At 70.5% G+C, this 25,963-nt stretch carries 21 protein-coding genes; 13 read left to right on the forward strand and 8 right to left on the reverse strand.

Features of this window, described 5'->3' with window-relative positions:
• Positions 1–15: 15 nt before the first annotated feature.
• The 3 genes from ACLLJJ_RS31755 (at position 16) to ACLLJJ_RS31765 (ending at position 4,774) form a co-directional block, all read left to right on the forward strand.
• Positions 16–801 (forward strand): GNAT family N-acetyltransferase, encoded by a 786-nt coding sequence (locus ACLLJJ_RS31755; RefSeq protein ID WP_434597492.1) that lies wholly within the window; start codon positions 16–18, stop codon positions 799–801.
• 74 nt (positions 802–875) lie between these two features.
• A complete protein-coding gene (locus ACLLJJ_RS31760; RefSeq protein WP_434597494.1) occupies positions 876–2,747 on the forward strand; it encodes an IucA/IucC family protein in 1,872 nt (623 codons plus the stop codon).
• Between the two features lie 56 nt (positions 2,748–2,803).
• Positions 2,804–4,774, forward strand: coding sequence for an ATP-dependent DNA helicase (locus tag ACLLJJ_RS31765; RefSeq protein ID WP_434597496.1), 1,971 nt, complete (start codon positions 2,804–2,806; stop codon positions 4,772–4,774).
• Between the two features lie 85 nt (positions 4,775–4,859).
• Here ACLLJJ_RS31765 and lexA read toward each other — a convergent pair whose 3' ends face one another.
• Positions 4,860–5,645 carry a transcriptional repressor LexA gene (gene lexA / locus ACLLJJ_RS31770; protein WP_434597498.1) on the reverse strand — a complete coding sequence of 262 codons (786 nt, stop codon included), beginning with the start codon at positions 5,643–5,645 and terminating at the stop codon, positions 4,860–4,862.
• A gap of 494 nt (positions 5,646–6,139) precedes the next feature.
• On the opposite strand from lexA, the gene nrdR reads away from it, so the two are divergent.
• The gene (gene nrdR / locus ACLLJJ_RS31775; protein ID WP_434597500.1) at positions 6,140–6,658 is read left to right on the forward strand and encodes a transcriptional regulator NrdR; all 519 of its coding nucleotides are present in this window, start codon (positions 6,140–6,142) and stop codon (positions 6,656–6,658) included.
• Positions 6,659–6,783: 125 nt separating this feature from the next.
• Positions 6,784–9,714 carry a vitamin B12-dependent ribonucleotide reductase gene (locus ACLLJJ_RS31780; protein WP_434597502.1) on the forward strand — a complete coding sequence of 977 codons (2,931 nt, stop codon included), beginning with the start codon at positions 6,784–6,786 and terminating at the stop codon, positions 9,712–9,714.
• A 62-nt stretch (positions 9,715–9,776) separates the two neighbouring features.
• Here the strand turns inward: ACLLJJ_RS31780 and ACLLJJ_RS31785 are convergent, their stop codons facing one another.
• Positions 9,777–10,307 carry a TerD family protein gene (locus ACLLJJ_RS31785; RefSeq protein ID WP_434597504.1) on the reverse strand — a complete coding sequence of 177 codons (531 nt, stop codon included), beginning with the start codon at positions 10,305–10,307 and terminating at the stop codon, positions 9,777–9,779.
• A gap of 195 nt (positions 10,308–10,502) precedes the next feature.
• Between ACLLJJ_RS31785 and ACLLJJ_RS31790 the strand changes: the two genes are divergently transcribed.
• From ACLLJJ_RS31790 to ACLLJJ_RS31815, 6 genes are all read left to right on the forward strand, one after another.
• Complete coding sequence (locus ACLLJJ_RS31790) at positions 10,503–11,108, forward strand: YdbC family protein (protein ID WP_434597506.1); 606 nt, start codon at positions 10,503–10,505, stop codon at positions 11,106–11,108.
• A 74-nt stretch (positions 11,109–11,182) separates the two neighbouring features.
• Positions 11,183–11,842, forward strand: coding sequence for a histidine phosphatase family protein (locus ACLLJJ_RS31795; RefSeq protein ID WP_434597507.1), 660 nt, complete (start codon positions 11,183–11,185; stop codon positions 11,840–11,842).
• Positions 11,843–11,854: 12 nt separating this feature from the next.
• The gene (locus ACLLJJ_RS31800) at positions 11,855–12,763 is read left to right on the forward strand and encodes an ADP-ribosylglycohydrolase family protein (protein ID WP_434597509.1); all 909 of its coding nucleotides are present in this window, start codon (positions 11,855–11,857) and stop codon (positions 12,761–12,763) included.
• Positions 12,764–13,482: 719 nt separating this feature from the next.
• Positions 13,483–15,048, forward strand: a complete 1,566-nt coding sequence (locus tag ACLLJJ_RS31805; protein WP_434597512.1) for a DUF4153 domain-containing protein — start codon at positions 13,483–13,485, stop codon at positions 15,046–15,048.
• 237 nt (positions 15,049–15,285) lie between these two features.
• Entirely contained in the window at positions 15,286–15,996 is a 711-nt protein-coding gene (locus ACLLJJ_RS31810) for a ribonuclease HII (RefSeq protein WP_434597514.1), read from the forward strand.
• 67 nt (positions 15,997–16,063) lie between these two features.
• Positions 16,064–16,693 (forward strand): hypothetical protein, encoded by a 630-nt coding sequence (locus ACLLJJ_RS31815; RefSeq protein WP_434597517.1) that lies wholly within the window; start codon positions 16,064–16,066, stop codon positions 16,691–16,693.
• A 94-nt stretch (positions 16,694–16,787) separates the two neighbouring features.
• Here the strand turns inward: ACLLJJ_RS31815 and ACLLJJ_RS31820 are convergent, their stop codons facing one another.
• Both ACLLJJ_RS31820 and ACLLJJ_RS31825 read right to left on the reverse strand, forming a co-directional pair.
• Positions 16,788–17,417, reverse strand: a complete 630-nt coding sequence (locus ACLLJJ_RS31820; protein ID WP_434597519.1) for a hypothetical protein — start codon at positions 17,415–17,417, stop codon at positions 16,788–16,790.
• Between the two features lie 217 nt (positions 17,418–17,634).
• Positions 17,635–19,809, reverse strand: a complete 2,175-nt coding sequence (locus ACLLJJ_RS31825) for a RecQ family ATP-dependent DNA helicase (RefSeq protein WP_434597521.1) — start codon at positions 19,807–19,809, stop codon at positions 17,635–17,637.
• 169 nt (positions 19,810–19,978) lie between these two features.
• On the opposite strand from ACLLJJ_RS31825, the gene ACLLJJ_RS31830 reads away from it, so the two are divergent.
• Together ACLLJJ_RS31830 and ACLLJJ_RS31835 are read left to right on the forward strand one after the other, a co-directional pair.
• Positions 19,979–20,464 (forward strand): phospholipase, encoded by a 486-nt coding sequence (locus tag ACLLJJ_RS31830; protein ID WP_434597523.1) that lies wholly within the window; start codon positions 19,979–19,981, stop codon positions 20,462–20,464.
• A gap of 124 nt (positions 20,465–20,588) precedes the next feature.
• A complete protein-coding gene (locus tag ACLLJJ_RS31835) occupies positions 20,589–21,221 on the forward strand; it encodes an NADH oxidase (protein WP_434597525.1) in 633 nt (210 codons plus the stop codon).
• Between the two features lie 34 nt (positions 21,222–21,255).
• Here ACLLJJ_RS31835 and ACLLJJ_RS31840 read toward each other — a convergent pair whose 3' ends face one another.
• From ACLLJJ_RS31840 to ACLLJJ_RS31855, 4 genes are all read right to left on the reverse strand, one after another.
• Positions 21,256–21,867: a response regulator transcription factor gene (locus ACLLJJ_RS31840; protein WP_434597527.1), complete on the reverse strand. Its 612-nt coding sequence runs from the start codon at positions 21,865–21,867 to the stop codon at positions 21,256–21,258.
• 22 nt (positions 21,868–21,889) lie between these two features.
• Positions 21,890–23,023: a sensor histidine kinase gene (locus ACLLJJ_RS31845; protein ID WP_434597529.1), complete on the reverse strand. Its 1,134-nt coding sequence runs from the start codon at positions 23,021–23,023 to the stop codon at positions 21,890–21,892.
• A gap of 219 nt (positions 23,024–23,242) precedes the next feature.
• Positions 23,243–25,537, reverse strand: coding sequence for a TOMM precursor leader peptide-binding protein (locus ACLLJJ_RS31850; protein ID WP_434597531.1), 2,295 nt, complete (start codon positions 25,535–25,537; stop codon positions 23,243–23,245).
• Positions 25,534–25,704 carry a hypothetical protein gene (locus tag ACLLJJ_RS31855; protein WP_434597534.1) on the reverse strand — a complete coding sequence of 57 codons (171 nt, stop codon included), beginning with the start codon at positions 25,702–25,704 and terminating at the stop codon, positions 25,534–25,536. Before ACLLJJ_RS31855 ends, ACLLJJ_RS31850 begins: the two co-directional genes overlap by 4 nt.
• Positions 25,705–25,963: the final 259 nt, after the last annotated feature.

Consider the following 25,963-nt stretch of genomic DNA (forward strand, 5'->3'; position numbering starts at 1 on the left):
GAGAGGAGCGTCGCCGTGCCTCCCACCGACACCGACGCCGGATCCAACTCCGCTCCCCGCGCCGGATCCAGCACCGAGGACACCCTCGACCTGAGGCTGCCGGACGAGCTCGTCGCGCTGTTCGGGGAGGACGACCCGGGGTCCCGCGCCCGTCCGGGCCAGGACGCCGGTCCCGGCGGCGGCCTCGCACCCGGGTTCCTCGCGGGCACGGGGCCCCAGCAGGCCGGCAACGACCTCCTCGACACCCCGGCCGACTGGGGCCCGGTCGCCACCCCCGTCGGCGTGTTCCGGCTCGTCCCCGTTCGCGTGGAGCGGGATCTGCCGATCATCGCCCGGTGGATGAACGACCCCGCTGTCGCGGCGTTCTGGGACCTGGCGGGCACGGACGACGTCACCGCGGCCCATCTGCGCGGCCGGATCGACGGGGACGGGCGCAGCGCCGCCTGCCTCGGCGTACTGGACGGCGTGCCCATGAGCTACTGGGAGATCTACCGCGCCGACCTCGATCCGCTGGCCCGGCACTACCCGGCCCGTCCCCACGACACCGGGATCCAACTCCTCGTCGGCAGCGTCGCCGACCGCGGGCGGGGCATCGGCACCGCCCTCCTGAGAGCCGTCGCCGACCTCGTTCTCGATCGACGTCCCTCATGCGCCCGCGTCGTCGCCGAGCCGGCCCTGCGCAACACCCCGTCCGTCGCCGCCTTCCTCGGGGCAGGGTTCCGCTTCGCGGCGGAAGTCGACCTTCCCGACAAACGGGCCGGCCTGATGGTTCGCGATCGTGCCCTGCGGCAGCAGTTGTGATCGAATCGCCTGCGAAACGACTGATCACCTCTCATGCACCGCGCCCCAAAAGGGTTCCATCCAGAGGAGTTCCCGTGCCGAACCCCGCCGCCGCCCATGACGTCGAGGAGCCGCCCCCGCTGCTGGCCCCGCCTGAACTGAACCCGGAAACCTGGGACATGGCCGCCCGCCGCCTGCTGGCCAAGATGCTCGCTGAGTTCGCGTACGAGGAGATCATCGAGCCCGTCCCGCACACCGGGCCCGACCTCGCCGTGGACGGATCCGGTGACCACGGCCGGATAGTCCCGAGTCACACCCTCCCGCTCGACGACGGCGGAACCCTTTCCTTCCGGGCCCGGCGCGGCTCCTACGGCAGCTGGACCGTGGAACCGGACACGATCGAACTGCGCGAGTGCGCCGACGACCTCGCGGCTCGACCGTTCGGCGACCCCCTGCGCTTCCTCGTCCTCGCCCGCCGCCTCCTGGGCCTCGACGGGGCCACCCTCGGCCACCTCGTCGGAGAGGTGAGCGCCACCCTCGCCGCCGACACCCGCCTCGACCACACCGCGCTCCCCGCGGCCCGGCTCGCCGACCTCGGATACGCGGAGCTGGAGGGCCACCAGACCGGCCACCCGTGGCTCGTCCTCAACAAGGGCCGCATCGGCTTCTCCGCCACCGACACCGCCCACTGGTCGCCCGAGGCGCGCAGGCCGGCCAAGCTCCCCTGGATCGCGGTGAGTACCGATCTGGCCGCCTATCGCGGAGTGTCCTCACTCGCCACCCCCGAGCAGCTCTACGTCGGCGAACTGGACGCTTCCACGCGGGAGTTGTTCGCCGCCACCCTCATGGCGCGCGGACTGGACCCGCAGCGTTACCTCTATCTCCCCGTACACCCCTGGCAGTGGGACGAAGTGGTCCTGTCACTCTTCGCCCCCGCTGTCGCGCAGGGGGACATCGTGCCGCTGCCCACCGACGGCGACGTACGGCTGCCGCAGCAGTCCATCCGCACGTTCCTCAACACGAGCCGACCCGACCGGCATACGGTCAAGCTGCCCCTCGCCATCCTCAACACCCTGGTCTGGCGCGGCCTGCCCACCGAGCGGACCCTGGCCGCGCCCGCCGTCACCGCCTGGGTCCACTCGCTGCGCGACAGCGACGCCTACCTGCGCGAGGAATGCCGGGTGATCCTCCTCGGCGAGGTCGCCTCGGTCGCCGTCGAGCACCCGCTGTACGACGGCCTCCCCGAAGTCCCGTACCAGTACAAGGAATTGCTCGGCGCGATCTGGCGCGAGCCGCTCACTGGGCGGCTGGCGCCCGGTGAGCGCGCCCGGACGCTGGCCTCCCTGCTGCTCACGGACCCGCAGGGGCGCGCCTTCACCGCGGAGCTCGTCGCACGCTCCGGCCTCACCCCCGAGGCCTGGCTGAAGCGACTCCTCTCGGCACTGCTGCCGGCGCTGCTGCACTTCCTCTACCGTTACGGCACCGTCTTCTCCCCGCACGGCGAGAACGCCATCGTCGTCTTCGACGAGCACGACGTCCCCGTCCGACTCGCGATCAAGGACTTCGTGGACGACGTGAACGTCAGCGGACAGCCGCTGCCCGAGCACGGCTCCATGCCGGACGACGTACGCGAGGTGCTCCTCACCGAGCCTCCCGGCTTCCTCACCCAGTTCATCCACTCGGGTCTCTTCGTGGGCGTCTTCCGCTATCTCGCACCCCTCTACGAGGAGCAGCTCGGACTGCCCGAGGACGAGTTCTGGTCACTCGTACGGGCCGAAATCTTGCGGTACCAGGCCCGTTTCCCGGAGCTGAAGGAGCGCTACGAGCTGTTCGACCTGCTCACTCCGCGGATCGAGCGCCTCTGCCTCAACCGCAACCGTCTGCACCTCGACGGCTACCGAGACCGCCCCGAGCGCCCGCACGCGGCCGTGCACGGCACCGTTCCCAACCCCCTCCACCTCTCCTGATGCGCCGGGCCGGGGTGATCCGCGCTGTCAGTGGTGCCCCGTAGGGTGGTCGAGCTATGACGAAGCCCTCACTCCCCGAGCTCCTCCATGCCGCCGTGACCGCTGTCGGCGGCACGGAGCGGCCCGGCCAGGTCACCATGTCCGAGGCCGTTGCCGGAGCCATCGACGACCACTCCCATCTGCTGGTCCAGGCCGGCACCGGCACCGGCAAGTCCCTCGGCTACCTGGTCCCGGCCCTGGCGCACGGCGAGCGCGTCGTGGTGGCCACGGCGACGCTGGCCCTCCAGCGCCAGCTCGTGGAGCGCGATCTTCCGCGGACGGTCGACGCGCTGCATCCGCTGCTGCGCCGCCGTCCCGAGTTCGCCATGCTCAAGGGCCGCTCGAACTACCTGTGTCTGCACCGGCTCCGGGAAGGCGTCCCGCAGGAGGAGGAGGACGGCCTCTTCGACCAGTTCGAGGCCGCCGCGCCCACCAGCAAGCTGGGCCAGGACCTGCTGCGCATGCGCGACTGGGCGGACGAGACCGAGACGGGAGACCGCGACGACCTGACGCCGGGTGTCTCGGACCGCGCCTGGGGGCAGATCTCGGTCTCGTCGCGGGAGTGCCTTGGCGCGACGAAGTGCGCCTACGGAGCAGAGTGCTTCGCCGAGGCCGCCCGAGAGCGCGCCAAGCTCGCCGATGTCGTCGTCACCAACCACGCCCTCCTCGCCATCGACGCCATCGAGGGCGCCCCGGTGCTGCCGCAGCACGAGGTGCTGATCGTCGACGAGGCGCACGAGCTGGTCTCGCGGGTCACCGGTGTGGCCACCGGTGAGCTCACCCCGGGGCAGGTCAACCGCGCGGTGCGAAGGGCGGCCAAGCTGGTCGACGAGAAGGTCGCCGACTCCCTGCAGACCGCCGCGGAGTCCTTCGAGCGGCTGATGGAGCTGGCGCTCCCGGGCCGCCTGGAGGAGGTCCCCGAAGACCTCGGGTACGCGTTGATGGCGCTGCGCGACACCGCCCGTAACGTCATCTCGGCCCTCGGTAACACCCGGGACAAGTCCGTCCAGGACGAGGACGCCGTACGCAAGCAGGCCCGCGCCGCGGTCGAGACGATCCACGGCGTCGCCGAGCGCATCTGCAACGGCTCGGAGTGGGACGTCGTCTGGTACGAGCGGCACGACCGCTTCGGCGCCTCGCTGCGGGTCGCGCCGCTCTCCGTGTCGGGGCTGCTGCGCGAGAAGCTCTTCACCGAGCGCTCCGTCGTCCTCACCTCGGCCACGCTCAAGCTCGGCGGGGACTTCAACGGGGTGGGCGCCTCGCTCGGCCTGGCACCGGAAGGTACCGAGGGGGAGGACGTCCCGGTCTGGAAGGGGCTCGACGTCGGCTCGCCGTTCGACTATCCGAAGCAGGGAATCCTGTATGTCGCCCGGCACCTGGCCACGCCGGGTCGCGAGGGTTCGCGCGGCGACATGATGGAGGAGCTCGCCGAGCTGGTCGAGGCCGCGGGCGGTCGCACGCTGGGGCTCTTCTCCTCGATGCGCGCGGCCCAGGCGGCGGCCGAGGAGCTCCGCGGCAAGCTCGACCGGCCGATCCTGCTCCAGGGCGAGGAGACGCTGGGCGAGCTGATCAAGAACTTCGCCGCGGATCCGGAGACCTGTCTGTTCGGCACGCTCTCCCTGTGGCAGGGCGTCGATGTCCCCGGCCCGAGCTGCCAGCTCGTGATCATGGACCGGATCCCGTTCCCGCGCCCTGACGACCCGCTGATGAGCGCCCGCCAGAAGGCGGTCGAGGAGGGCGGGGGCAATGGCTTCATGGCCGTCGCGGCGACTCATGCGGCGCTGCTGATGGCCCAGGGATCCGGGCGGCTCGTGCGGGCCACGGGCGACCGCGGTGTCGTCGCGGTGCTCGATCCACGGCTGGCCAATGCCCGCTACGGCAGCTACCTCCGGGCCTCACTGCCTGATTTCTGGTACACCACGGACCGTAATCTGGTCCGCCGGTCGCTCGCCGCGATCGACGCCAAGGCCAAGGCGGAGGGCCTGTAGGGCGGAGCGACGCGCCGTGAGGCACAAAGCAGGGCCCCGGAACCGGCGCCGTGGGTTCCGGGGCCCGGTCTTGGCCGGCGCGGGGTCAGAGCCGCCGCAATACCGCCACCACCTTGCCGAGGATGGTGGCCTCGTCGCCTGGGATCGGCTCGTACGAGGCGTTGTGCGGGAGCAGCCAGACATGGCCGTCCTCGCGCTTGAACCGCTTCACGGTCGCTTCGCCGTCCAGCATCGCGGCCACGATGTCGCCGTTCTCCGCGACTGGCTGGCGGCGTACCGTCACCCAGTCGCCGTCACAGATGGCGGCCTCGATCATCGAGTCTCCGACGACCTTGAGGACGAACAGCTCGCCGTCTCCCACCAGTTGACGGGGGAGCGGGAAGACGTCCTCCACGGACTCCTCGGCCAGGATCGGGCCACCGGCCGCGATCCGGCCGATCAGCGGCACATACGACGCGGCAGGCTTGCCGGCCGTGTCGGTCGGCTGGTTGCTCGGCTGGTCGGAGCCGCGCACCTCGTACGCACGAGGGCGGTGCGGGTCCCGGCGCAGAAAGCCCTTACGTTCGAGAGCCATCAGCTGATGGGCCACGGAAGAGGTACTGGAAAGGCCCACCGCCTGACCGATCTCGCGCATGGACGGCGGATATCCCCGCCGCTGCACCGAATCCCTGATGACCTCGATGACGCGTCGTTGCCGATCGGTGAGACCGGAGCTGTCCGCCCGGATTCCCGGAGGTCGGCCAGGCAGCGAACGCGAGGGCTTGGTGCCCTCCGGATTTGTGGCTGCTTCATTCATTGCATGCACCGGCTCGAGTCGGCTCTGGGAGCGGTCCTGGGCAGTGATGGTTGCGCTGTCAGCGGTGGTGGTCACGTCGGCCCCTCTTCGAGATGTTCTCTCCCTGGCTGGCACAACGGTAGTAGCTTTCGAAAGGTTGCGCCAAACACACGTTCGAGTGAAAAACCGCAGAATGCCTTACGCGATTATGCGTTCGGGTGTATGCGAGGGGCCTTTTGGGTGAAAGGCAATTCGGGCATTTACGGTAACCTCCGCGCCGGGCCGACAGGCGGCCGGGGTCGCCCCCCAGTGTGCCATTGCGTGGCACCGGCCTCAGGAGCCCGGGGCGTGTCCCGTACTCTCGTGGCGGCCCGCACGGCCCCCGGGTGACACGACGCGCGCGACACGCGCGGACGCGTCAAGTGCGGCCGAACCCCAGATCTAGTGGTTGGATTGCCTCAGCCGCCCACAAGTTGTGGTCCCGGGTCTCTCAAGGGCCCCGCGATCGCCTATGCTGGGAGCTGCTTCAGGAGGCCCCACACGGGGCCGGTGAGGCTATTCAGTCGTGCTGTGAAGGAGGCTTGGGACCCATGCACTGCCCCTTCTGCAGGCACCCCGACAGTCGCGTCGTCGATAGTCGGACCACGGATGACGGCACCTCGATCCGCCGGCGCCGGCAGTGCCCCGACTGCACCCGACGTTTCACGACGGTGGAGACCGCATCGTTGATGGTGGTCAAGCGCAGCGGAGTCACCGAGCCCTTCAGCCGCACCAAGGTCATCTCCGGAGTGCGCAAGGCGTGCCAGGGTCGGCCGGTCACCGAGGACGCCCTCGCCCAGCTCGGCCAGCGGGTCGAGGAAGCGGTGCGCGCCACCGGCAGCGCCGAGCTGACCACTCATGACGTGGGCCTGGCCATACTCGGGCCCCTGCAGGAGCTCGACCTCGTCGCGTACCTGCGCTTCGCGTCCGTCTACCGGGCGTTCGGTTCGCTCGAAGACTTCGAGGCCGCCATCGCGGAGCTCCGCGAGGAGCAGCCTCCCGCAAGCGACTGCGGCTGTGGTGCCGGCGTGACCCCGGAGGTCCCCGTGCCCGCCGCTGCCACCGACTGACCGGGTCGGCGGCACAACACAGACCTGTCCTGGCGCCGTGTGTGACGTCAAGGACATCAAAAACACATGTGACCTGGGAAGAACCGGGCACTTCAGGGCGTTTTCGTCCGTATATGGGAGGCGGCATGACAGAGACGGCGAGCGGTTCGGCACGAGGGGCCCGTACCAAGGGTTCCAAGGGTTCGACCGCCAATCGGCAGGGACTGCGCATCGAGCGCATTCACACCACCCCCGGCGTGCATCCGTACGACGAGGTGGCCTGGGAGCGCCGTGACGTCGTCCTGACCAACTGGCGCGACGGCTCGGTCAACTTCGACCAGCGCGGCGTCGAGTTCCCCGACTTCTGGTCGGTGAACGCGGTCAACATCGTCACCAGCAAGTACTTCCGCGGTGCTGTCGGTACGCCGCAGCGCGAGACCCGTCTCAGGCAGCTGATCGACCGGATCGTGAAGACGTACCGCAAGGCCGGTGAGGACTACAACTACTTCTCCTCTCCCGCGGACGCCGAGATCTTCGAGCACGAGCTGGCGTACGCCCTCCTGCACCAGGTCTTCAGCTTCAACTCGCCGGTGTGGTTCAACGTCGGCACCCCCCAGCCGCAGCAGGTCTCCGCCTGCTTCATCCTGGCCGTCGACGACTCCATGGAGTCGATCCTCGACTGGTACAAGGAAGAGGGGATGATCTTCAAGGGCGGCTCCGGCGCCGGCCTGAACCTCTCCCGCATCCGCTCCTCCAAGGAGCTGCTGTCCTCCGGCGGCAACGCCTCGGGGCCGGTCTCGTTCATGCGCGGCGCCGACGCGTCCGCCGGAACGATCAAGTCGGGTGGCGCCACCCGCCGTGCGGCCAAGATGGTCATCCTCGACGTCGACCACCCCGACATCGAGAACTTCATCGAGACCAAGGTGAAGGAAGAGGAGAAGATCCGCGCCCTGCGCGACGCGGGCTTCGACATGGACCTGGGCGGCGACGACATCACGTCCGTCCAGTACCAGAACGCCAACAACTCGGTCCGCGTGAACGACGAGTTCATGAACGCGGTCGAGGCGGGCGGCAAGTTCGGCCTGCGCGCCCGGATGACCGGTGACGTCATCGAGGAGGTCGAGGCCAAGTCCCTCTTCCGCAAGATGGCCGAAGCCGCCTGGGCCTGCGCCGACCCCGGCATTCAGTACGACGACACGATCAACAAGTGGCACACCTGTCCCGAGTCCGGCCGGATCAACGGCTCGAACCCGTGCAGTGAGTACATGCACCTGGACAACACCTCGTGCAACCTCGCCTCGCTGAACCTCATGAAGTTCCTCAGGGACGACGGCCTGGGCAACCAGTCCTTCGAGGTGGAGCGTTTCTCCAAGGTCGTCGAGCTGGTCATCACCGCGATGGACATCTCCATCTGCTTCGCGGACTTCCCCACCGAGAAGATCGGTGTGAACACCCGCGCCTTCCGCCAGCTGGGCATCGGATACGCCAACCTCGGCGCCCTCCTGATGGCGACCGGTCACGCGTACGACAGCGACGGCGGCCGTTCGCTCGCCGGCGCCATCACCTCGCTGATGACGAGCACGTCCTACCGCCGCTCGGCGGAGCTGGCCGCGGTCGTCGGCCCGTACGACGGCTACGCCCGCAACGCCGAGCCGCACCAGCACGTCATGAAGCAGCACTCCGACGCCAACACCACGGCTCCCCGGGTGGACGAGCTGGACTCGCCGATCTGGGCCGCGGCCACGGAGTCCTGGCAGGACGTGCTCCGCCTCGGTGAGAAGCACGGCTTCCGCAACGCGCAGGCCTCGGTCATCGCGCCCACCGGCACCATCGGTCTCGCGATGTCCTGCGACACCACCGGCCTGGAGCCCGACCTCGCGCTGGTCAAGTTCAAGAAGCTGGTCGGCGGCGGCTCGATGCAGATCGTCAACGGCACGGTGCCGCAGGCACTGCGTCGCCTGGGCTACCAGGAGGAGCAGATCGAGGCGGTCGTCGCCCACATCGCCGAGAACGGCAATGTGATCGACGCCCCCGGCCTCAAGCCCGAGCACTACGAGGTCTTCGACTGCGCGATGGGCGAGCGTTCCATCTCCGCGATGGGCCACGTCCGGATGATGGCGGCCATCCAGCCGTGGATCTCCGGCGCGCTCTCCAAGACGGTGAACCTGCCGGAGACGGCCACGGTCGAGGACGTCGAAGAGGTCTACTTCGAGGCGTGGAAGATGGGCGTCAAGGCGCTCGCGGTCTACCGCGACAACTGCAAGGTCGGCCAGCCTCTCTCCGCCAAGACCAAGGACAAGGTCAAGGAAGAGGTCACGGCGAACACCGAGGCGACGATCCGTACCGCCGTCGAGAAGGTCGTCGAGTACCGCCCGGTGCGCAAGCGCCTCCCGAAGGGCCGTCCCGGCATCACCACCTCGTTCACGGTGGGTGGCGCCGAGGGTTACATGACCGCCAACTCCTACCCGGACGACGGTCTCGGCGAGGTCTTCCTGAAGATGTCCAAGCAGGGTTCCACCCTCGCGGGCATGATGGACGCCTTCTCGATCGCCGTGTCGGTCGGTCTGCAGTACGGCGTTCCGCTGGAAACGTACGTCTCGAAGTTCACCAACATGCGCTTCGAGCCGGCCGGTATGACGGACGACCCGGACGTGCGTCTCGCGCAGTCGATCGTCGACTACATCTTCCGCCGCCTGGCGCTGGACTTCCTGCCCTTCGAGACGCGGTCGGCGCTCGGCATCCACTCGGCCGACGAGCGTCAGCGTCACCTGGAGACCGGTTCGTACGAGCCCTCCATGGACGACGACGACAACATGGACGTGGAGAGCCTGGCCCAGTCCGCTCCGCTCCAGCCCGTCCCGCGCCCGGTGGAGCCGCTGAAGGCGGTCGCTGCCCCCAAGCCCAAGGGGGAGAGCATTCCGGCGCCGAAGCAGGCGCACAGCTCCGCGGAGCTCATCGAGATGCAGCTGGGCATCAGCGCGGACGCACCGCTGTGCTTCTCCTGCGGGACGAAGATGCAGCGTGCGGGCAGCTGCTACATCTGTGAGGGCTGTGGCTCGACCAGTGGCTGCAGCTAGCCGACAGCGGTAGACGCGAGGTGAGAGGGGGTGCCGGCCATGGGCCGGCACCCCCTCTCACTTCAGGCAGGCGCATGCCCCATCTGCTGGGCGAAGGAATTCGGGTCGGTGTCGAACCCGCGCACGATCTCGACCATGCCCCAGCCGCCGGCCTCGTCCCGGGTGAACTCGGCGATGGTGGCCGCCGTGGACGAGGCGACGGCGGTGAAGTCCTCTTCCGTCAGAACGGTGTGGTCCTCACTGATGCGGACGCTCGCATTCACAATGTCGCCGAACGCCTTGTGCCCGCCGCCCTGTTGGATCGCCACGCCCACCATGACCCGGGCGTACGTGGTGGACAGCCGGTCGAACTCCAGGGTCATGACCTCGTCGTAGCCGAACCCCTGACCGGTCCTGCTGTCCCGGTTGAGTGTGATCGTGCCGTCGGGCGACCGGCTGCCGAAGTGCACGACGTACACCGGACCGCCGTGCGGATCCTCCACGGAGTACGTCGCGGCGATGATGTCGAGGTCGTTGGCAGGGGCACCAAGGGGACTGGGGTCCCACTTGAGCGTCACTTCGACCTTCCCGATGCCCTTGTTGAGACTGCTCACCGGTCGTTCCTTCCCACAACTGTCAGGAGAATCAGCATGATTGGCCATGCTGTCACGCACCGCTGCCGTGCGGGCGGCGAACGATCACGGCCGGACGTGGTGCGGGGCGGGCGCGGCAGCGGTGCGGCCGTCAACCGGGCTCCGGTGACCTCCGGAGCGAGACGGGCGACACGTCGCTGGTCGTACGATGGCCCGGTGCTGGTCAAGTGGATTCGCTGCACCGTGATCGACCGTCGAGGTTTTGAGCAGGGGCAGCGGAAGTGGGCGGGGCTGCTGGGGGAACCGGGTTTTCGTGGACAGGGCGGTGGTTGGAGCCGGGGACGGCCGGGGGTGGCGCATGTCTTCACCTTCTGGGAGAGTCGCGCGTTCTACGACTCCTTCATGGCGAGCGCGCACCATCGCCTCGCATCGGCCCAGTCCGGCACGTTCAAGCATCCCCAAGTCGCCCTTTTCGACCACCGGTTCGACGTCAAGACGGGCTTCGAGCCGCGGTTCGCGGACGCCGATGTGGTGAGGGTCGCGCACTGCAAGGTGCGCGAGGGCCGGGTCGAGCACTTCTCACTGATGCAGGCGAAGATCTGGAATCCGGCGATGGCCGGATCGCCGGGGATGCTGCGCGGAATGTTCGGCGAGGCGCCGGGCAACGAATTCCTGGTGCTTTCCATGTGGCAGTCCACCGCCGAGCACGGCAAGTACCGCGCCGAGCGGGTGGAGCGTCTGTCGCTGCGGGCCCAGACCGAGGCCGATGTGGCCGATGTGGCGGGCGACGTCGTCCAGCTGGAACCGTCCTGGACGGTGTGATCGCCATCGGCCGTATGGAGGCCGGGCGGCGGCCCGGTCGAGCCGCCGCGGATATCCCGTTCTAGGGTTTCGGCATGGCAAGACCGCAGCGCATCGTCCTCGTCCGGCACGGAGAATCCGAGGGCAACGCCGATGACACGGTGTACGAACGCGAGCCCGACCATGCGTTGAGGCTGACCGGGACCGGGCTGCGGCAGGCCCGGGAGGCCGGTGTCCGGCTGCGCGAGCTGTTCGGCGACGAGCAGGTCAGCGCGTACGTCTCCCCGTACCGCCGGACCCATGAGACCTTCGCCGCGTTTGAGCTCGACCAGGAACGGGCGCGGGCCAGGGAGGAGCCCAGGCTGCGCGAGCAGGACTGGGGAAACTGGCAGGACAGGGACGACGTAAGGCTGCAGAAGGCCTACCGGGACGCCTACGGGCACTTCTTCTACCGGTTCGCGCAGGGGGAGTCCGGGGCCGATGTGTACGACAGGGTCGGGGCGTTCCTGGAGAGCCTCTACCGCAGCTTCGAGGCGCCCGACCACCCGCCGAACGTCCTGCTCGTCACCCATGGTCTGACCATGCGGCTGTTCTGCATGCGCTGGTTCCACTGGTCGGTGGCCGAATTCGAGTCGCTGTCCAACCCGCGCAACGCGGAGGTGCGGATCCTGCAGCTCGGCGAGGACGGCCGCTACAGCCTTGACCGGCAGTTCGAACGCTGGCGGGTGCCCGAGCCATACGGCATCACCGGATAGAGTGGGTGGGCGATGACCGCTGACTTCTCCGCCGACCGGCGCTTCGAACGCGCACTGGCCAGCCTGCACGGGCTGTCGCTCGGTGATGCCCTGGGCTCCCAGTTCTTCGTCCCCGCCAACTACCCGCTGCTCAAGAGGCGCGAGCTGCCTCCGGGGCCCTGGCAATGGACCGACGACACCGAGATGGCCTGCTCGGTACTGGCCGTGCTCGCCGCGCACCGCCGGGTCGACCAGGACGCGCTGGCCCGTTCCTTCGCCGAGCACCACGACTTCGACCGGGGATACGGCCCTGCCGTCAACCGGATGCTGCGGCTGATCAGAGAGGGCGGCGACTGGCGCGAGCTCGCCGCCGGGCTCTTCCAGGGGCAGGGCTCCTGGGGCAATGGCGCCGCGATGCGCATCGCCCCGCTCGGGGCCTGGTACGCGGACGATCCCGAGCAGGCCACCCATCAGGCCGAGGTCTCGGCCTACACCACGCACCAGCACCGTGAGGCGGTGGTCGGCGCCATGGCGGTGGCCGCCGCCGCCGCGTTCGCGGCGAATCCGGCCGGGCCGCCGAAGCCGGCCGAACTGCTCAACGGGGTCATCGCGCTCGTGCCGCGCAGCGCGGTGGGCGCGGGCCTCCGACGGGCCAAGGACATGCTGGACTACGACGACGCGGGGACCGTGGCCGCGGTACTGGGCTGCGGCCGGCGGACGAGTGCGCACGACACGGTGCCGTTCGCGCTGTGGTCCGCGGCGCGGTCGCTGGGTGACTTCGAGCGGGCGTTCTGGGTCACCGCGCAGGTGGGCGGCGACGTCGACACGACCTGCGCGATCGTGGGCGGCGTGGTGGCCGCGGGGGCGGCGGGTGCGCCGCCGGTCGAGTGGCTGGAGCAGACCGAAGCGGTGCCGGGCTGGGTGCCTCCGCGGGTCGGCTGAGGCGGACGGGCCCTGCGGGACGGATGCGCGGGCGGGGCCTGGAGTCGGCGTCGACGTGGTGCGGGTGGCCTGGGGCGAGCCGGTGCGCTGTGCGGGCCGACGGGGTGCGGGTGGCCTGGGGCGAGCCGGTGCGCTGTGCGGGCCGACGGGGTGCGGGTGGGTGGGTGCCTGCGGCGCTGTCGCCTGCCCGCCCCTTGCCGAAACCGGGGCACCGCCGCCGGGCCCGGTCCTCGGATGCCGGACGGGCCGGAGGGGGCCCGGACGGGTTGAGTGCAGGCTCGGCCCTGCCAGTCGGCGGCTGCGCCGGTGGTGGCGCGGGGGCTCGCGCATGCCTGACGGGGTGGGAGGCGCGACGGTTCGCGCCGTGCCTGGCGGGGCTGTGGTGGCCGGCCGTTCTGCCGTGTCGCACCCGCATGCCCCCTGGCCCACGGACTGTCACGGTCCTGCCACATCACGGGCCCGGCGGCCCTGGCGGCCTCGGGCGGCGTTAGTCTGACGCCACGCCGCCCGATGATCATGACGGGCGTGCGCCGACGAGACACCGGGACGTCCGCGTGGCCGCCGCCGCCGCGTGCCGTGCCCGGTCGGGAGGGGGTCCCGTGTCCGACACGCCAGCCACTACGCCATCCAGTTCGCCGCCCGCCGAGCCCGGTCCGGAGCAAGGTCACCGGTCGCGCGCCGGTACGGGGCCGAGCGATGCCGTTCCGCAGGCGCCCGTCATGCCTACGTACATGCAGCAGCACCGCGCCGCGACCCAGCGCCCGCAGCAGTGGCCGCCGCCCAAGGCCGAGCCGCCCAAGTGGGTGACCGCGGTGCGCCCCGGAGCGCCCGCCGGGGTCCGCCCCGCCACCCTCTGGGCCGCCCTGGCCACCGCGCTGCTGAGCGGACTACTGCTGGGCGACGGGCTGGGCCCGAACCTGATGCTGGTGGCGGTCCCGGCCGCCCTCGCCGCGTACTTCGCCGCGCGGGCCGCAGGCCGCAGGGTGCGCCCCTGGACGCTCGTCTGGGCCGTCGGCGGCCTGGCCCTGCTGGCGGTCCCCGCGCTGCGGGACGCGGGCTGGCCGACCCTCCTCGCCGTCATGTCCGCGCTCGCGCTCGGCTCACTCGCCCTGCACGGCAACCGGACCTGGCCCGGCGTCCTCATCGGCTGCCTGGGCATCTTCGGGTCGGTCGGCTCCGGCACCGCCTGGGCCTGGCGCGGAGTGCGCGAGCGCGCGGAGGTCTCGCGCGGGCGTTGGGCGCCCGTGGTGCGTACGACCCTGGTGGCGGTCGTGCTCCTGGTCGTCTTCGGCGCGCTCTTCGCGGGCGCCGACGCCGCCTTCGCCAACCTGCTCGGCGGCCTCATACCCGACGTCTCCGTGGCGGACGGCCCCTGGCGGGTCTTCCTGTTCGCGCTCGGTCTCGTCGGCGCGCTCGCCGCCGCTCGCACGGCCGCCGCGCCGATGCGCTGGGACCGTATCGAGGTACGACCCGCCCGCGCGCGTGGCCGCACGGAATGGGCACTTCCGCTCATCGTGCTCAACCTGCTCTTCGCCGCCTTCATCGCCGTCCAACTCGCGGTCCTCTTCGGCGGCTACGAGAAGGTGCTGAGCACCGGGCTGACGTACTCGGAGTACGCGCGCCAGGGCTTCTGGCAGTTGCTCTGGGCCACCGTGCTGACTCTGGGCGTCATCGGCCTGGCGCTGCGCTGGGCCCCGCGTGGCGGCGCACGCGACCGCACCCTGGTCCGCTCGGTGCTCGGCACGTTGTGCGTGCTGACGCTGGTCGTCGTCGCCTCCGCGCTGCGCCGGATGGATCTGTACATGGACGAGTACGGGCTGACGCGGCTGCGGGTGTCGGTGACGGCCGCCGAGCTGTGGCTCGGCCTGGTGATCGTACTGATCATGACGGCCGGGATGTTCGGCTCCCGCTGGCTGCCGCGCGCGGTGGCGGTGAGCGCCGCGGCTGCCGTGCTGGTCTTCGGCCTCGTCTCGCCCGACGGGCTGGTCGCCGAGCGGAACGTGGAGCGGTACCGGAGCAGCGACAAGATCGACGTGCACTACTTCCAGGACCTGTCGGCCGACGCGGTGCCGGCGCTGGACACGCTGACCGAACCGCTGCGCTCCTGCTCACTCATGGGCATCGAAAGGCGCCTCGACGACAAGCTCGGGTCCTGGTACGCGACGAGCCTCGGCGAGGCCAGGGCGCGGGAGATTCTCGACGAGCGCCCGCTGGACATTGATATGACGGAGTGTCTGAAATTGGGTGTGTACGACGGGGGGCGCGGGATCTCCGACGAGTACTGAGGCGTTGGCGCACGCATGCGTCAGTGCGGAGGTCTAGGTTCCCCGGACCTGTGCCGCCCCGGAACGGCCTGGTTTTTGAGGCGGGCGGTGTGCCGTTCGGCCGTGTGCGGCAGTGTGCGGGCGGACCGAAGGGGTGTCGGAATCGGTCGCATGATCATGGCGCCGCGGCCCCGTCCGGGGAACGGTTGATGCCCGGGGTGTCGCAGGGGGCCCCGGCGGCGTAACCTGATTGGCGTCATGCCGTACGAACCTCCCACTCACGCCGTCGAGCGCTCCATGCGTGCCACCACCGGTGCCAAGATCATCGCTGGTGTCGACGAAGTCGGGCGCGGAGCATGGGCCGGACCCGTCACCGTGTGCGCGGCTGTCACCGGTCTGCGCCGCCCGCCCGACGGTCTCACCGACTCCAAACTGATCAGCCCCAAGCGCCGCACGGCGCTGGCCGGACTGCTGGAGGACTGGGTCACCTGTCATGCCCTCGGGCACTCCTCGCCCGAGGAGATCGACGAACTCGGGATGACCGCCGCTCTTCGGCTCGCCGCCGTACGCGCCCTTGAGGCGCTGCCGGTGCGTCCGGACGCGGTGATCCTCGACGGGAAGCACGACTACCTCGGGCTGCCCTGGAAGGTCCGTACGGTGATCAAGGGCGACCAGTCCTGCATCGCCGTCGCAGCCGCCTCGGTGATCGCCAAGGTGCGGCGGGACGCGATGATGGCCGAACTGGGCGCGCAGTCGCAGGATTTCACCGACTTCGCCTTCGCGGCGAACGCGGGATATCCCTCGCCCGTGCACAAGGCGGCGCTGGCGGAGCGGGGCCCCACCCCGCACCACCGGCTGTCCTGGTCGTACCTCGACGCGCTGCCCCAGTGGCGGCACCTGAAGAAGATCCGGATCTCGGCGGAGGCCGCCGCGCTGGAAAGCGGGGGCCAACTCGGCTTCGCCTTCTGATCCCGAACGCACCCAAGTACCCACCCGCCGCCGTGTGCCGCGGCGGCATTTGATAGACATCCACGTCTTGCACGTCATCCCCGAGGAGTCTCAGATTCACGAGAGTGCCCAGGGTCCCCGCGCCACTCCGGCCGCAGGCGGCCCCGCGTCGACCCCCAGTCCCGTACCTGGTCCGCGTACCGCGGCCACACCGCGTCCCGGGCGTCCCGTGCCCGGTCCGCCCAAGCCGAGGCCCGTACCGGCTCCGGCCCCCGCACCTCCTCCGGTCCCCGCCCCTGTCCCTCCGGCGCAGCCGGCGGCCGCGGTCGTGCCCGAGACCCGGATCGTCCCGGTCCTCGCGTCCGGTGCGCTCGACGCCGCCGACGAGGCGGTCGACCAGCTGCTCGACTCCGGTCGTGCGCCCGGCGACATCCTGGTGCTCACCACCGGTGAGCGGCACCCGTGGGCCGCGCATGAGCTGTCCTTCGGCGAAGCGTCCTACTGGGCCCAGCACGACGCCCGTGACGACGTCTTCTACGCGGACGCGTCCGCCGCGGAGCGGGCAGCCACCCGCCCCGTGGTGATCGTCGCGGTCAACGGCGAGGCCGGTGACGCGGTGACCCGCGCGCTGCCCGTGGCCAGGGATCGCGCCGGCGCGCTGCTGATCGTGTGCGGCGAGCAGGAGAAGGTCGACGCCGTACTCGGCGCGGGCGTCTGACCGGCGCGGGCGTCCGAGCCGTACGGCGCCGCCGTACGGCCGACACGTGCCGGCGGGCGGACCGCCCCGGAGCCGACGCGCGGACGCCGACTCCTCAGCGGGCGGCCGCCCGCCGCAACGCGTCCGCGGCTCCTCCACCCGTGCTCAACGGGGAGAGGTCGGCCTCGGAAGAGGCGTCCGCCAGACCGCCGGGGCGTGATCCGGTGCTCGGGCGGCGGCCCCCGCGGCCCTCGCCCAGCACCTGCCAGCCGCCGTCCGTCAGCGTGATGTAGGCGCCGCAGCGCAGTCCGTGCAACGTGCAGGCGTCGCGCAGGCCCCACATCCAGGCGCCGTCCTCCTGGGTCCAGCGCTCGTCGCCCTCGCGGCAGTAGAGCAGCACCGCTGTCCGCACCGGCGTACGGCGACGCAAATCGTGCGGCACGACCCTGCGCAGGTGCGAAAGCAGGGCGTTGCGGAACTCCCAGCCGTCGGCCGGGGCCGAGCGCCGGACGAACGAGGCGCTGGCCGTGAGCCGCTCCTCGGAATCCAGGACGGCCACCACGGCCGTGTCCGGCGCGGGCAGGTGCCTGGCGTGCAGTCCGCTGACGACTTCACGCGGATTGCGCAGCAGGGGGATTCCCGCAGCCCCCCACTCGGCCGGTTCGAGCGTCCGGCCGAGTCGATTGACGCTGTCGGCGGGCGTGGGGTTCAACGAGGCAGCGGACGGAGCGAATCCGAAGGCCACGGTCCTCCCTTCGCGTACGCGCCCACAATGCGGGCAAGGTCGGCTGGGGCGCGCCGCGGCACGGCCCTTCCGGTCCACAGGAGGGGCGTGCGGGGAGCGCTTCCAATTCTCGCTGCCCCATGGGGCATGCGGCAACGAGCAATTGGCGCCGTCGGCTGGAATCTATGGGTATGACGTGGATATCCCTGCCCAGCCCGGCCCCCGGGAACGCCTGACGTCACGCCTGGATGGCGAGCACCAAGGGATACACCCCCTGCGCTCCGGCCCGGCGCAGCAGCCTGCCCGCCACCGCGAGGGTCCAGCCGGTGTCCGAGAGGTCGTCGACGAGCAGCACCGGGCCACCCGCCTCCGTCAGGGCTGCGGCCAGGTCGGGCGGCACGGTCAGCGCCTGGTGGAGGGCCCGTACGCGCTGCGCGCTGTTGGTCTGCGACATCCGCTCGCCGGCCGCCTCCTGCGTGTAGGTGACGGAACCGAGCAGCGGCATCCGGCCGACCTCGGCGATCCGGCGGCCCAGCGACTCGATGAGCACCGGCCTGGTGTGCGAGGCGACCGTGACCACGGCGACCGGCCGCGCCGAGGCGTCCGCCCCGCCGGACGCCCATCCGCCCGGCCCCTTCGCCCAGTCCGCCAGGACACTCACCACGGCGTCCGCCACATCGTCGGGCACCGGCCCGTCGGGCGACGTCCGGTCGCCCAGCATCGGGCGCAGCCGGTTCCCCCAGCCGATGTCCGACAGTCGTCCCAGCGCGCGGCCCGAGGAGACCAGATCCCCCTGGGCGATACGGCCTTTGAGGTTCACCCCGACCGCGGCGAGCCCCGTCGGCCACATCTTCCGGGGCTCCACCTCCGCGCCCGGCCTGCCCAGCTCGCCACGGGCCGCATCGAGGGCGCCGGTGGACACCCCGTCGGCGAACCTGCCTCCCGCGCAGTTGTCGCAGCGACCGCAGGGGGCCGCCTCCTCGTCGTCCAACTGGAGCCGCAGGAACTCCATCCGGCAGTTCTTCGTCGTCGCGTAGTCCCGCATGGCCTGCTGCTCGGTGGCCCGCTGGCGCGCCACCCACGCGTAGCGCTCCGCCTCGTACACCCAGGGCTGCCCGGTGGTGGTCCAGCCGCCCTTCACCCGGCGCACCGCGCCGTCCACGTCCAGGACCTTGAGCATCGCCTCCAGGCGTGTACGCCTCAGGTCGACGAGCGGCTCCAGCGCGGGCAGTGACAGCGGGCGGCCCGCCTGGGCCAGCGTGTCGAGCGTGCGCCGCACCTGCTCCTCGGGCGGGAAGGCGACCGAGGCGAAGTACTTCCAGATCGCCTCGTCCTCGCGGCCCGGCAGCAGCAGCACCTCGGCGTGCTCCACTCCACGGCCCGCGCGGCCCACCTGCTGGTAGTAGGCGATCGGGGACGAGGGCGAGCCCAGGTGCACCACGAAGCCGAGGTCCGGCTTGTCGAAGCCCATGCCCAGCGCCGAGGTGGCGACCAGCGCCTTGACCCGGTTGGCGAGCAGATCCTCCTCGGCCTGCATCCGCTCCGCGTTCTCGGTCCGGCCGGTGTAGGAGGCGACGGGGTGGCCGCACTGGCGCAGATACGCCGTGACCTCCTCGGCGGCGGCGACCGTGAGGGTGTAGATGATCCCGGACCCCGGCAGCTCGTCGAGGTGGTCGGCCAGCCAGGCGAGCCGGTGCGCGGCGTCCGGCAGCTGCAGCACGCCCAGGCTCAGGCTCTCCCGGTCCAGCGGGCCGCGCAGCACCAGGGCGTCGGTGTCCACGCCGGTGCCGAGCTGCTCGGCGACGTCGGCCGTCACGCGGGAGTTCGCGGTGGCCGTGGTGGCCAGGACCGGAACGCCGGGCGGGAGCTCGGCCAGCATGGTGCGCAGCCGGCGGTAGTCGGGGCGGAAATCGTGGCCCCAGTCGGAGATGCAGTGTGCCTCGTCGACCACCAGCAGACCGGTGGCCGCGGACAGCTTGGGCAGCACATTGTCCCGGAAGTCGGGATTGTTGAGCCGCTCGGGGCTGACCAGCAGGACGTCCACCTCGCCCGCGGCGACCTCGGCCTGGACGGTGTCCCACTCCTCGGTGTTGGAGGAGTTGATGGACCGGGCGCGGATGCCGGCCCGCGCCGCGGCCTCGACCTGGTTGCGCATGAGCGCCAGGAGCGGCGAGACGATCACGGTGGGGCCGCTGCCGCGCTCACGCAGCAGGGACGTGGCGACAAAGTACACCGCGGACTTGCCCCAACCGGTGCGCTGCACGACCAGGGCCCGGCGCTTGTCGGCCACGAGTGCCTCGATGGCACGCCACTGGTCCTCGCGAAGCCTGGTTGCGCCGGTGGGGTCGCCGACGAGCCGGGCGAGTACCTTGTCGGCCGCCGCGCGGAGATCGGGGTTGTTCGTCTGCTGCATGTACCCCATACAACAGGACGGGTCGGACAACCGGGGAACGAGCGGTTACGGCCGGGGCCGCTCGTTCGTATGAAATGTTCACGACAGGATCATGATCCAGTGGCTGTCCGGGCAGACCTCGCGACGGGAGTCTGAGCGCACCGCACGCTCCCGTCCCGGAGGTTTCGTCATGCGCAGACTCTCAGCCCTCTCACTGGCAGCCCTCGCTCTCGCCCTGCCCGCCGCGATCCTGCCCGCCGCCACCGCGAGCGCGGCCCCGGCCGACAAGCCCCAGGTCCTCAGCGGCTGGACCCAGACCAGCGCCGCCAGCTACAACTCCTGGACCTCGGCCCGCGCCAGCCAGGGTTCCTGGAGCGCCTACGGGTTCGACTGGTCCACCGACTACTGCTCCTCGTCGCCCGACAACCCCTTCGGGTTCCCCTTCCAGACCTCGTGCGCCCGCCACGACTTCGGCTACCGCAACTACAAGCAGGCCGGCTCCTTCAGCGCCAACAAGGCCCGCGTCGACAGCGCCTTCTACGCCGACCTGAAGCGGGTGTGCGCCGCCTACTCGGGCGCCAAGCGCGTCTCGTGCGACGCGACGGCCTGGACCTACTACCAGGCCGTCGACAAGCTCGGCTTCTCCGCCGTGGTGGACGGCTCGGCCGCGGCCTGACACCAGGTCACTCGCGCACCCGGACATGAAAACTTCATGTCCGGGTCGTGATGGCCTGGCTGTCCGTGCCCCGGCGGTCGGTCACATACTCAACAGATCCATCCCCGACGAAGGGGGGCTCGCCGTGCCGATCACGGCCGGGAATCGCACTGTCCACCTCTGGGCGCTGTGCGAAGACGTCGTACTCGAACCCGGCGAGCACGAGGGCGAACTGCTGCTGACCGGCCCTTGGGGCACCGAACGGATCGACAGCGCGAACCCGGTCGTGCACGAGGCGCTGCGCCGGATGCAGCTGGGCCCGGTCCTGCCGGCCAACATCGAAGTGCCGCCGGGAGAGCCGCAGGGGCGGGCCGCAGCCTGTCTTGTCCTGCTGCCCCTGCTGACCCGGCTGTCCCATCTGCTCGTACGCACGCTGGGCCTCGACGACCTCGGGGGTCCGCTGCTCTCGGTGTCACCGGTCTCCCCGACCGCGCCCTTCGCCCTGGTGCGGCTGCCGGCCGGGCGCCGGGTGCGGCTGCCCGCCGGGGTGTCGTTCTCCCTGGGAGCGAAGGGGGTCGCGCTGGAGTCCTCGGACTCGCCCTACCGCGTGGTGCTGCACCGGCCGGAGGCGGTCTGGGTGGTCGCGATGCTGGCCTGGCCGATCACCCCCGCCGACGCGTCGGCGGCGCTGCCGCTGCCGGACGCCGTGACGAGGAACGTCCTCGACTATCTGGCGGCGGCGGGCATGGCGGCCCCGGCGGACGCCGGGGTTCCCTGAGTCGACCAGGCGGCCCCGGCGTCCCGCGGCAGGCTCAGAGCAGCCAGCCGGAGTCCCGGGCGATCCGGACCGCGTCGACCCGGTTGCGGGCGTTGAGCTTGGCCACGATCGTCGTCAGGTAGTTTCGTACGGTGCCGGGCGACAAATGCAGCAGCCTGGCGATCTCACCGGCCTCCGAGCCCTCCGCGGCCAGCCGCAGCACCTCGGTCTCCCGCTCGGTGAGCGGCGTCTCGGTGCCGCCCCAGGCGGCGAGGGCCAGCTGCGGGTCGATCACCCGCTGCCCCGCGGCCACCCGGCGCACCGCGTTGGCGAGTTCCTTGGGCGGGGCGTCCTTGAGCAGGTACCCGTTCACCTGCGCGCTCAACGCCCGGCGCAGGGTGCCGGGGCGGCCCAGGCTGGTGAGTATCAACGTCCGGCACTGCGGCAGCCTCTCGCGCAACTGGCCGGCGGCGCTCAGGCCGTCGAGGCCCGGCAGGTCGATGTCGATGATCGCGACGTCGGGACGGTGTTCCAGAGCGGCGTTCAGGATCTCGTCGCCGCGTGCCAGCTCACTGACAATCTCGAGGTCGTCCTCCAAGTTCAGCAGCGCCACCAGTGCACCCCGCACCATGTTCATGTCCTCGGCGAGCAGTAGGCGAATCGCCACTGACCGAGCCCCCCTTCCCGGCTCAGGCAGCCGGTTCCTGTGAGGACAGCACATCGTCCTCCGTGTCGGGCGGATGTCTCGACGGGGCCACCGGCGCGTTGGCCAGCAGCAGGAATGTTCCGTCGGGTCCGCGTGTCGTGGTCAGTTCACCGGAAACGGCGTTCAGCCGCATCGACAGGTTCCCCAGGCCGCTGCCGCTGTGCGGCGACGGGTCGCGATAAGTGGGATCGACTCCGTCGTTCGCCACGGAAAGCCTGATCCGGCCGTCTTCGCGGACCGCCGTGATCTCGCAGCGGCTGGCCTTGGAATGGCGCAGGAGATTGGTGATCGCCTCGCGCAGAACGGCCGCGAGCACCGTGTCGACCTGCTGGTTCATCGTCCCCAGCCGTATGTCGGCGTGCACTTCGAGTCCGGCGGTGCCCAGTAGCGAAAGGGCCGAGGTCAGTTCCTCCTCCAGAGACATGTCGAGCAGACCACTGGCCACCATCCGGACATCGGCGAGCGACTGTCGAGATATGGCGAGTACGTCGTGGACCTCTTCCATGGCGCGCTGCGGATGGGTGGGGACGAGCCGGTGGATCAGCTCACTCTTGAGCGTGATCGCCGACAGACTGTAACCGAGCAGGTCGTGCAAGTCCCTCGCGAAGCGCAGCCGTTCCTTGGTGACGGCCATGCGGGTGAGCTGATCACGGGTCTCGTGCAGGATGCGCACCAGGTCGGCCAGCCTGGACAGTCCGTACACGACCAGGCCGGTGAGCAGCGTCGACTGGCACAGATAGACGCTGTCGAGCGCCGGGCGGCCGTCGAGCGCGGGGGGCACGAGCATGGAGAGCCCCACCGCCCCGTACGCCACCCAGGCCACCTTGGACGGCAGGAGCAACAGCAGTGATCCGGCGAGGAATCCTGCCATCGCGCCCCATTCCGCGTGGAACACGACGATGGGCAAATACGTGAGAAGCGCCTGGGTGCCCAGGGTGGTCAATCGCTGCCACAGCGGCGCCCTGTTCGCGCCCGGCTGCGAATGCCGCAGCTGGATGGTGAAGATGGCTGCCAGGCACAGCAGGCCCGCCGTGAGTGTGGTCGGATCGAGCTTCGCCGCAAGGATGTTGAGAGTCGTGATGGCCAGATAGCTCAGTAGTGCGGCGGTAAGGATCACACGAGCCAACCGGGGGGCCGGGATGTCACGCCCGGCCACGGATGGCGGAATTCGCTGTTCCTCTTCCTTGTCGATGTCCTGCAACTTCGGGGTCGACAGAGGAAATTGTTGGGTTCGCTCGTGGGGTGGCATCGTCTTCGCGGCCTCTTCTGTCGCACCGTTTGCGCGCCTTCGCGGATCATAAGCGATGGACGAGAAAGGTGTGCAGAGAATGGCTGATTATACGAACATGGGTACGGCATTCAGTAGTTCATAGTCCGTCGGCCCGGCGCACCGGCCGAGCGCGACCGGCACATCGAAGAGCCTGCCAGGAGCGAAGCGCGACCAGAAGTGGCGCATCCCCGGCACGATCACCTTCACCACCGGCAGTCCCAGATCCGGTCTGCTCTGGTCCAGCACCAGCAGGTCCATCCCGCGGTCCCGCACCAGACCGGTGATGGCCGTGACGTCGTCGAGCAGGTCACCGCGCGGAACGTACGCCCAGTCCGCGGCGGTGCGCGGCCGGACCGCCGGATCGGGGGTCAGCCAGGGCTGGTTGGAGAGGGTCGCCCGCTGCCACCAGTTCAGTGGGTCAGGGTCCTCGATGCGGTATCCGGTGCCGTCCGGCGCCGCGTCGCACACCGCCGGAAGCAACTGCCCCATCTCGGTCAGCGCCCTGCGCAGCGCGAGCCGCGGGTCGAAGTGGGCGCCGAAGCCGAAGATCACGTCCTCGGCCGGCTTGTCGGTGCGCCGCGACAGCGCGGCCATCACCGGAATCCCGAAGTCCGAGGTGAGGTCGAGCACCCACACCTCGCGCCCCACCTTCCGGTAGCCGTCGCGCAGCAGCTCGATGTACGGCTCGTCGGCCGCGTCCAGATCTACGGCGGGCTGCCGGGTGCGGTTGTACCACCACAGCGCGACCGCGTCCCGCTCGACCACTTCGAGGAAGCCCTGCACCACCGCGTCCTCGGGGCTGCTCCCCGCCGCGTTGCCGTTGGAGTCGGCCCACAGGCCGTCCGGCGAGCAGGCCTCGTTGAAGTACAGCATCGACGTGGGCAGCAGCCGCTGGGTCCCCGCGGTGAGTGACCACACGGGCGTCCACTCCGTCGGACGGGTCTCGTCGAAGGGCTCCGGCACGTACTGGAGCCTGGATCCGCGGGCGTTCCAGCGGTCGCGGTCCCGCAGCTGTCTCTCGTCGTAGAGCTGGCAGGCGTTGGGATGGACGGCCGCGGGTCCCAGCGCGCGGAAGGTGTCGAGAACGGCGGGCTCGTCGCCGTGGCGGGTTCCGCTGTAGCGCTCCACCGCCTCGCACAGCGCACTGGTGCGGGCCTCGGTCTCGGTGAGGCCCTTGCCGCCGCTGAGCGCGCGCAGTCCGGCGCGCAGTCCGGCCAGCGACTGCGGCCCCATCGCGAGATTGTGGCCGGAGAGGAAGGAGTTGACGAATGCCGGGCTGCGCGGCGCCCGGCGTATCTCCTTGATGATCCCGGTGACCGGGTCCACGAGATGGCCGAAGCGGTCGAGCATCTGCTCGGGGGTGAGGGCACGGTGACCGCCCCGGTCACCGGCGGCCTTCGGCTGTGACCTCGGGGTGAAGGGCGCCGCCACGCGGCGCGCCACCAGACCGGGGTCGCCGCACGAGGTGCACTGCGGCAGGCGGCTCACCGGGTGCGCGGTGCCCCGCAGTTGGAGCGTGTCCAGGGTGTGCACCGCGCTCTGCGAGGGTCGGCGCATCCCGGCGAGCCACTTGGCGCTCTCCAGTACAGCCAGTTGCAGTGCGATGTTCTCGCAGGCGGCCAGTGCGGCGTGCGGTCGCTCCGGCGGTCCGTCCAGGCCCAGATGGCGCTGGATCGGCCATTCGGATCTTCGGTGGCCGCGCAGCCGGACGGCCAGGCACGACCAGCACGGTCCGTCGTCGGGGCGGAACACCGGGCCGACCCAGGGATCGGCGCCGCCGAGTCTGGCGAGCAGCCAGGGTGTGCGCGAGGCCCGGTGGAGTCTGTCGATCTCCCGCAGCCGTGGCGACAGGTAGTCGTCGCACAGGACGAGCGCGAAGTCCGCGCTGTCGTCGGGCCCGGCGACGGTGATGCCCGAGTCGTGGCAGGCGGTGCGCAGCCGTTCCGGGTCGATGTCGGTCAGGGCGACGATTCGTACTCTCGCGTCACTGAGGTCGGCGGCGGCCTGCCCGCCGTCCAGGCCGGCGAGGTCCCAGTACGCCTCGCCGGCCGTATCGTTCCTGCTGGGGGGCAGGCTGGTGGGGAGTGGGGGCCGCAGACGCAGCAGCCCCGCGAGGTCGAGCGCGGTGAGCGCGCTGCGGGTCTCGTCGGCGCTGAGCGCCCAAGCGGCGTCCCGTATCACCGCGTCCGGACTGCGGCTGCCGTCGAGCAGCGGCACCAGCACCTCGGCGTGCGCTCCGTGCAGTGCGGTGACGCCGCGTGGCGAGACCAGATAGGCCGCCTCACCAGGTACGACCGTCGGTCGCAGATGACTCTTGAATCCCACCAGCGTGTTGTGCCCGTGCCCCCCGGCGGCGGTCATGCTGAGAGAAGCCCTGCGGTCGGGGTGCCGAGGGTGCAGACGGTGAAGAGCGCGGTGGCGTGCTCGCTGAGCGCGTCGAGGTCCTCGATCACCAGGGTGAGCGCGGGGTGGGCAGGGGCTGCCGACTCGGTGGGCCACATGCTGCTGGACGAGATGACGTTGTTCATGAAGATCAATCCCCGTTCTGTGTCTGCCTGTCGAGTTCTGCTTACGGGGATGATTCTGCGAAGCGGGACGGAACACAGACAGTGCCGGTGTCACCACCGGAGGGTGAAGATTTCACATGGGCTCCTGGGACATTCGGTGTGGCTCGACCGAGTGCACCGGGCGTGCCCGCGACCGACGACCGGTGATCAACCGGGAGATACACGACATCCCGTGGCGCGGGGGAGCCGCAGAGGGGGGGGGCTAGCCCCCCCGGGGATT

The organism is Streptomyces sp. A5-4 (assembly GCF_051131715.1).
Lineage (GTDB): Bacteria > Actinomycetota > Actinomycetes > Streptomycetales > Streptomycetaceae > Streptomyces.

Bases quoted from the DNA above. Each gene is read 5' to 3' on its own strand.
- ACLLJJ_RS31765 (WP_434597496.1), top strand. From the start codon at position 2,804: ATGACGAAGCCCTCACTCCCCGAGCTCCTCCATGCCGCCGTGACCGCT.
- nrdR (WP_434597500.1), top strand. From the start codon at position 6,140: ATGCACTGCCCCTTCTGCAGGCACCCCGACAGTCGCGTCGTCGATAGT.
- ACLLJJ_RS31780 (WP_434597502.1), top strand. From the start codon at position 6,784: ATGACAGAGACGGCGAGCGGTTCGGCACGAGGGGCCCGTACCAAGGGT.
- ACLLJJ_RS31795 (WP_434597507.1), top strand. From the start codon at position 11,183: ATGGCAAGACCGCAGCGCATCGTCCTCGTCCGGCACGGAGAATCCGAG.
- ACLLJJ_RS31800 (WP_434597509.1), top strand. From the start codon at position 11,855: ATGACCGCTGACTTCTCCGCCGACCGGCGCTTCGAACGCGCACTGGCC.
- ACLLJJ_RS31805 (WP_434597512.1), top strand. From the start codon at position 13,483: ATGCCTACGTACATGCAGCAGCACCGCGCCGCGACCCAGCGCCCGCAG.
- ACLLJJ_RS31810 (WP_434597514.1), top strand. From the start codon at position 15,286: ATGCCGTACGAACCTCCCACTCACGCCGTCGAGCGCTCCATGCGTGCC.
- ACLLJJ_RS31825 (WP_434597521.1), bottom strand. From the start codon at position 19,809: ATGCAGCAGACGAACAACCCCGATCTCCGCGCGGCGGCCGACAAGGTA.
- ACLLJJ_RS31830 (WP_434597523.1), top strand. From the start codon at position 19,979: ATGCGCAGACTCTCAGCCCTCTCACTGGCAGCCCTCGCTCTCGCCCTG.
- ACLLJJ_RS31850 (WP_434597531.1), bottom strand. From the start codon at position 25,537: ATGACCGCCGCCGGGGGGCACGGGCACAACACGCTGGTGGGATTCAAG.
- ACLLJJ_RS31855 (WP_434597534.1), bottom strand. From the start codon at position 25,704: ATGAACAACGTCATCTCGTCCAGCAGCATGTGGCCCACCGAGTCGGCA.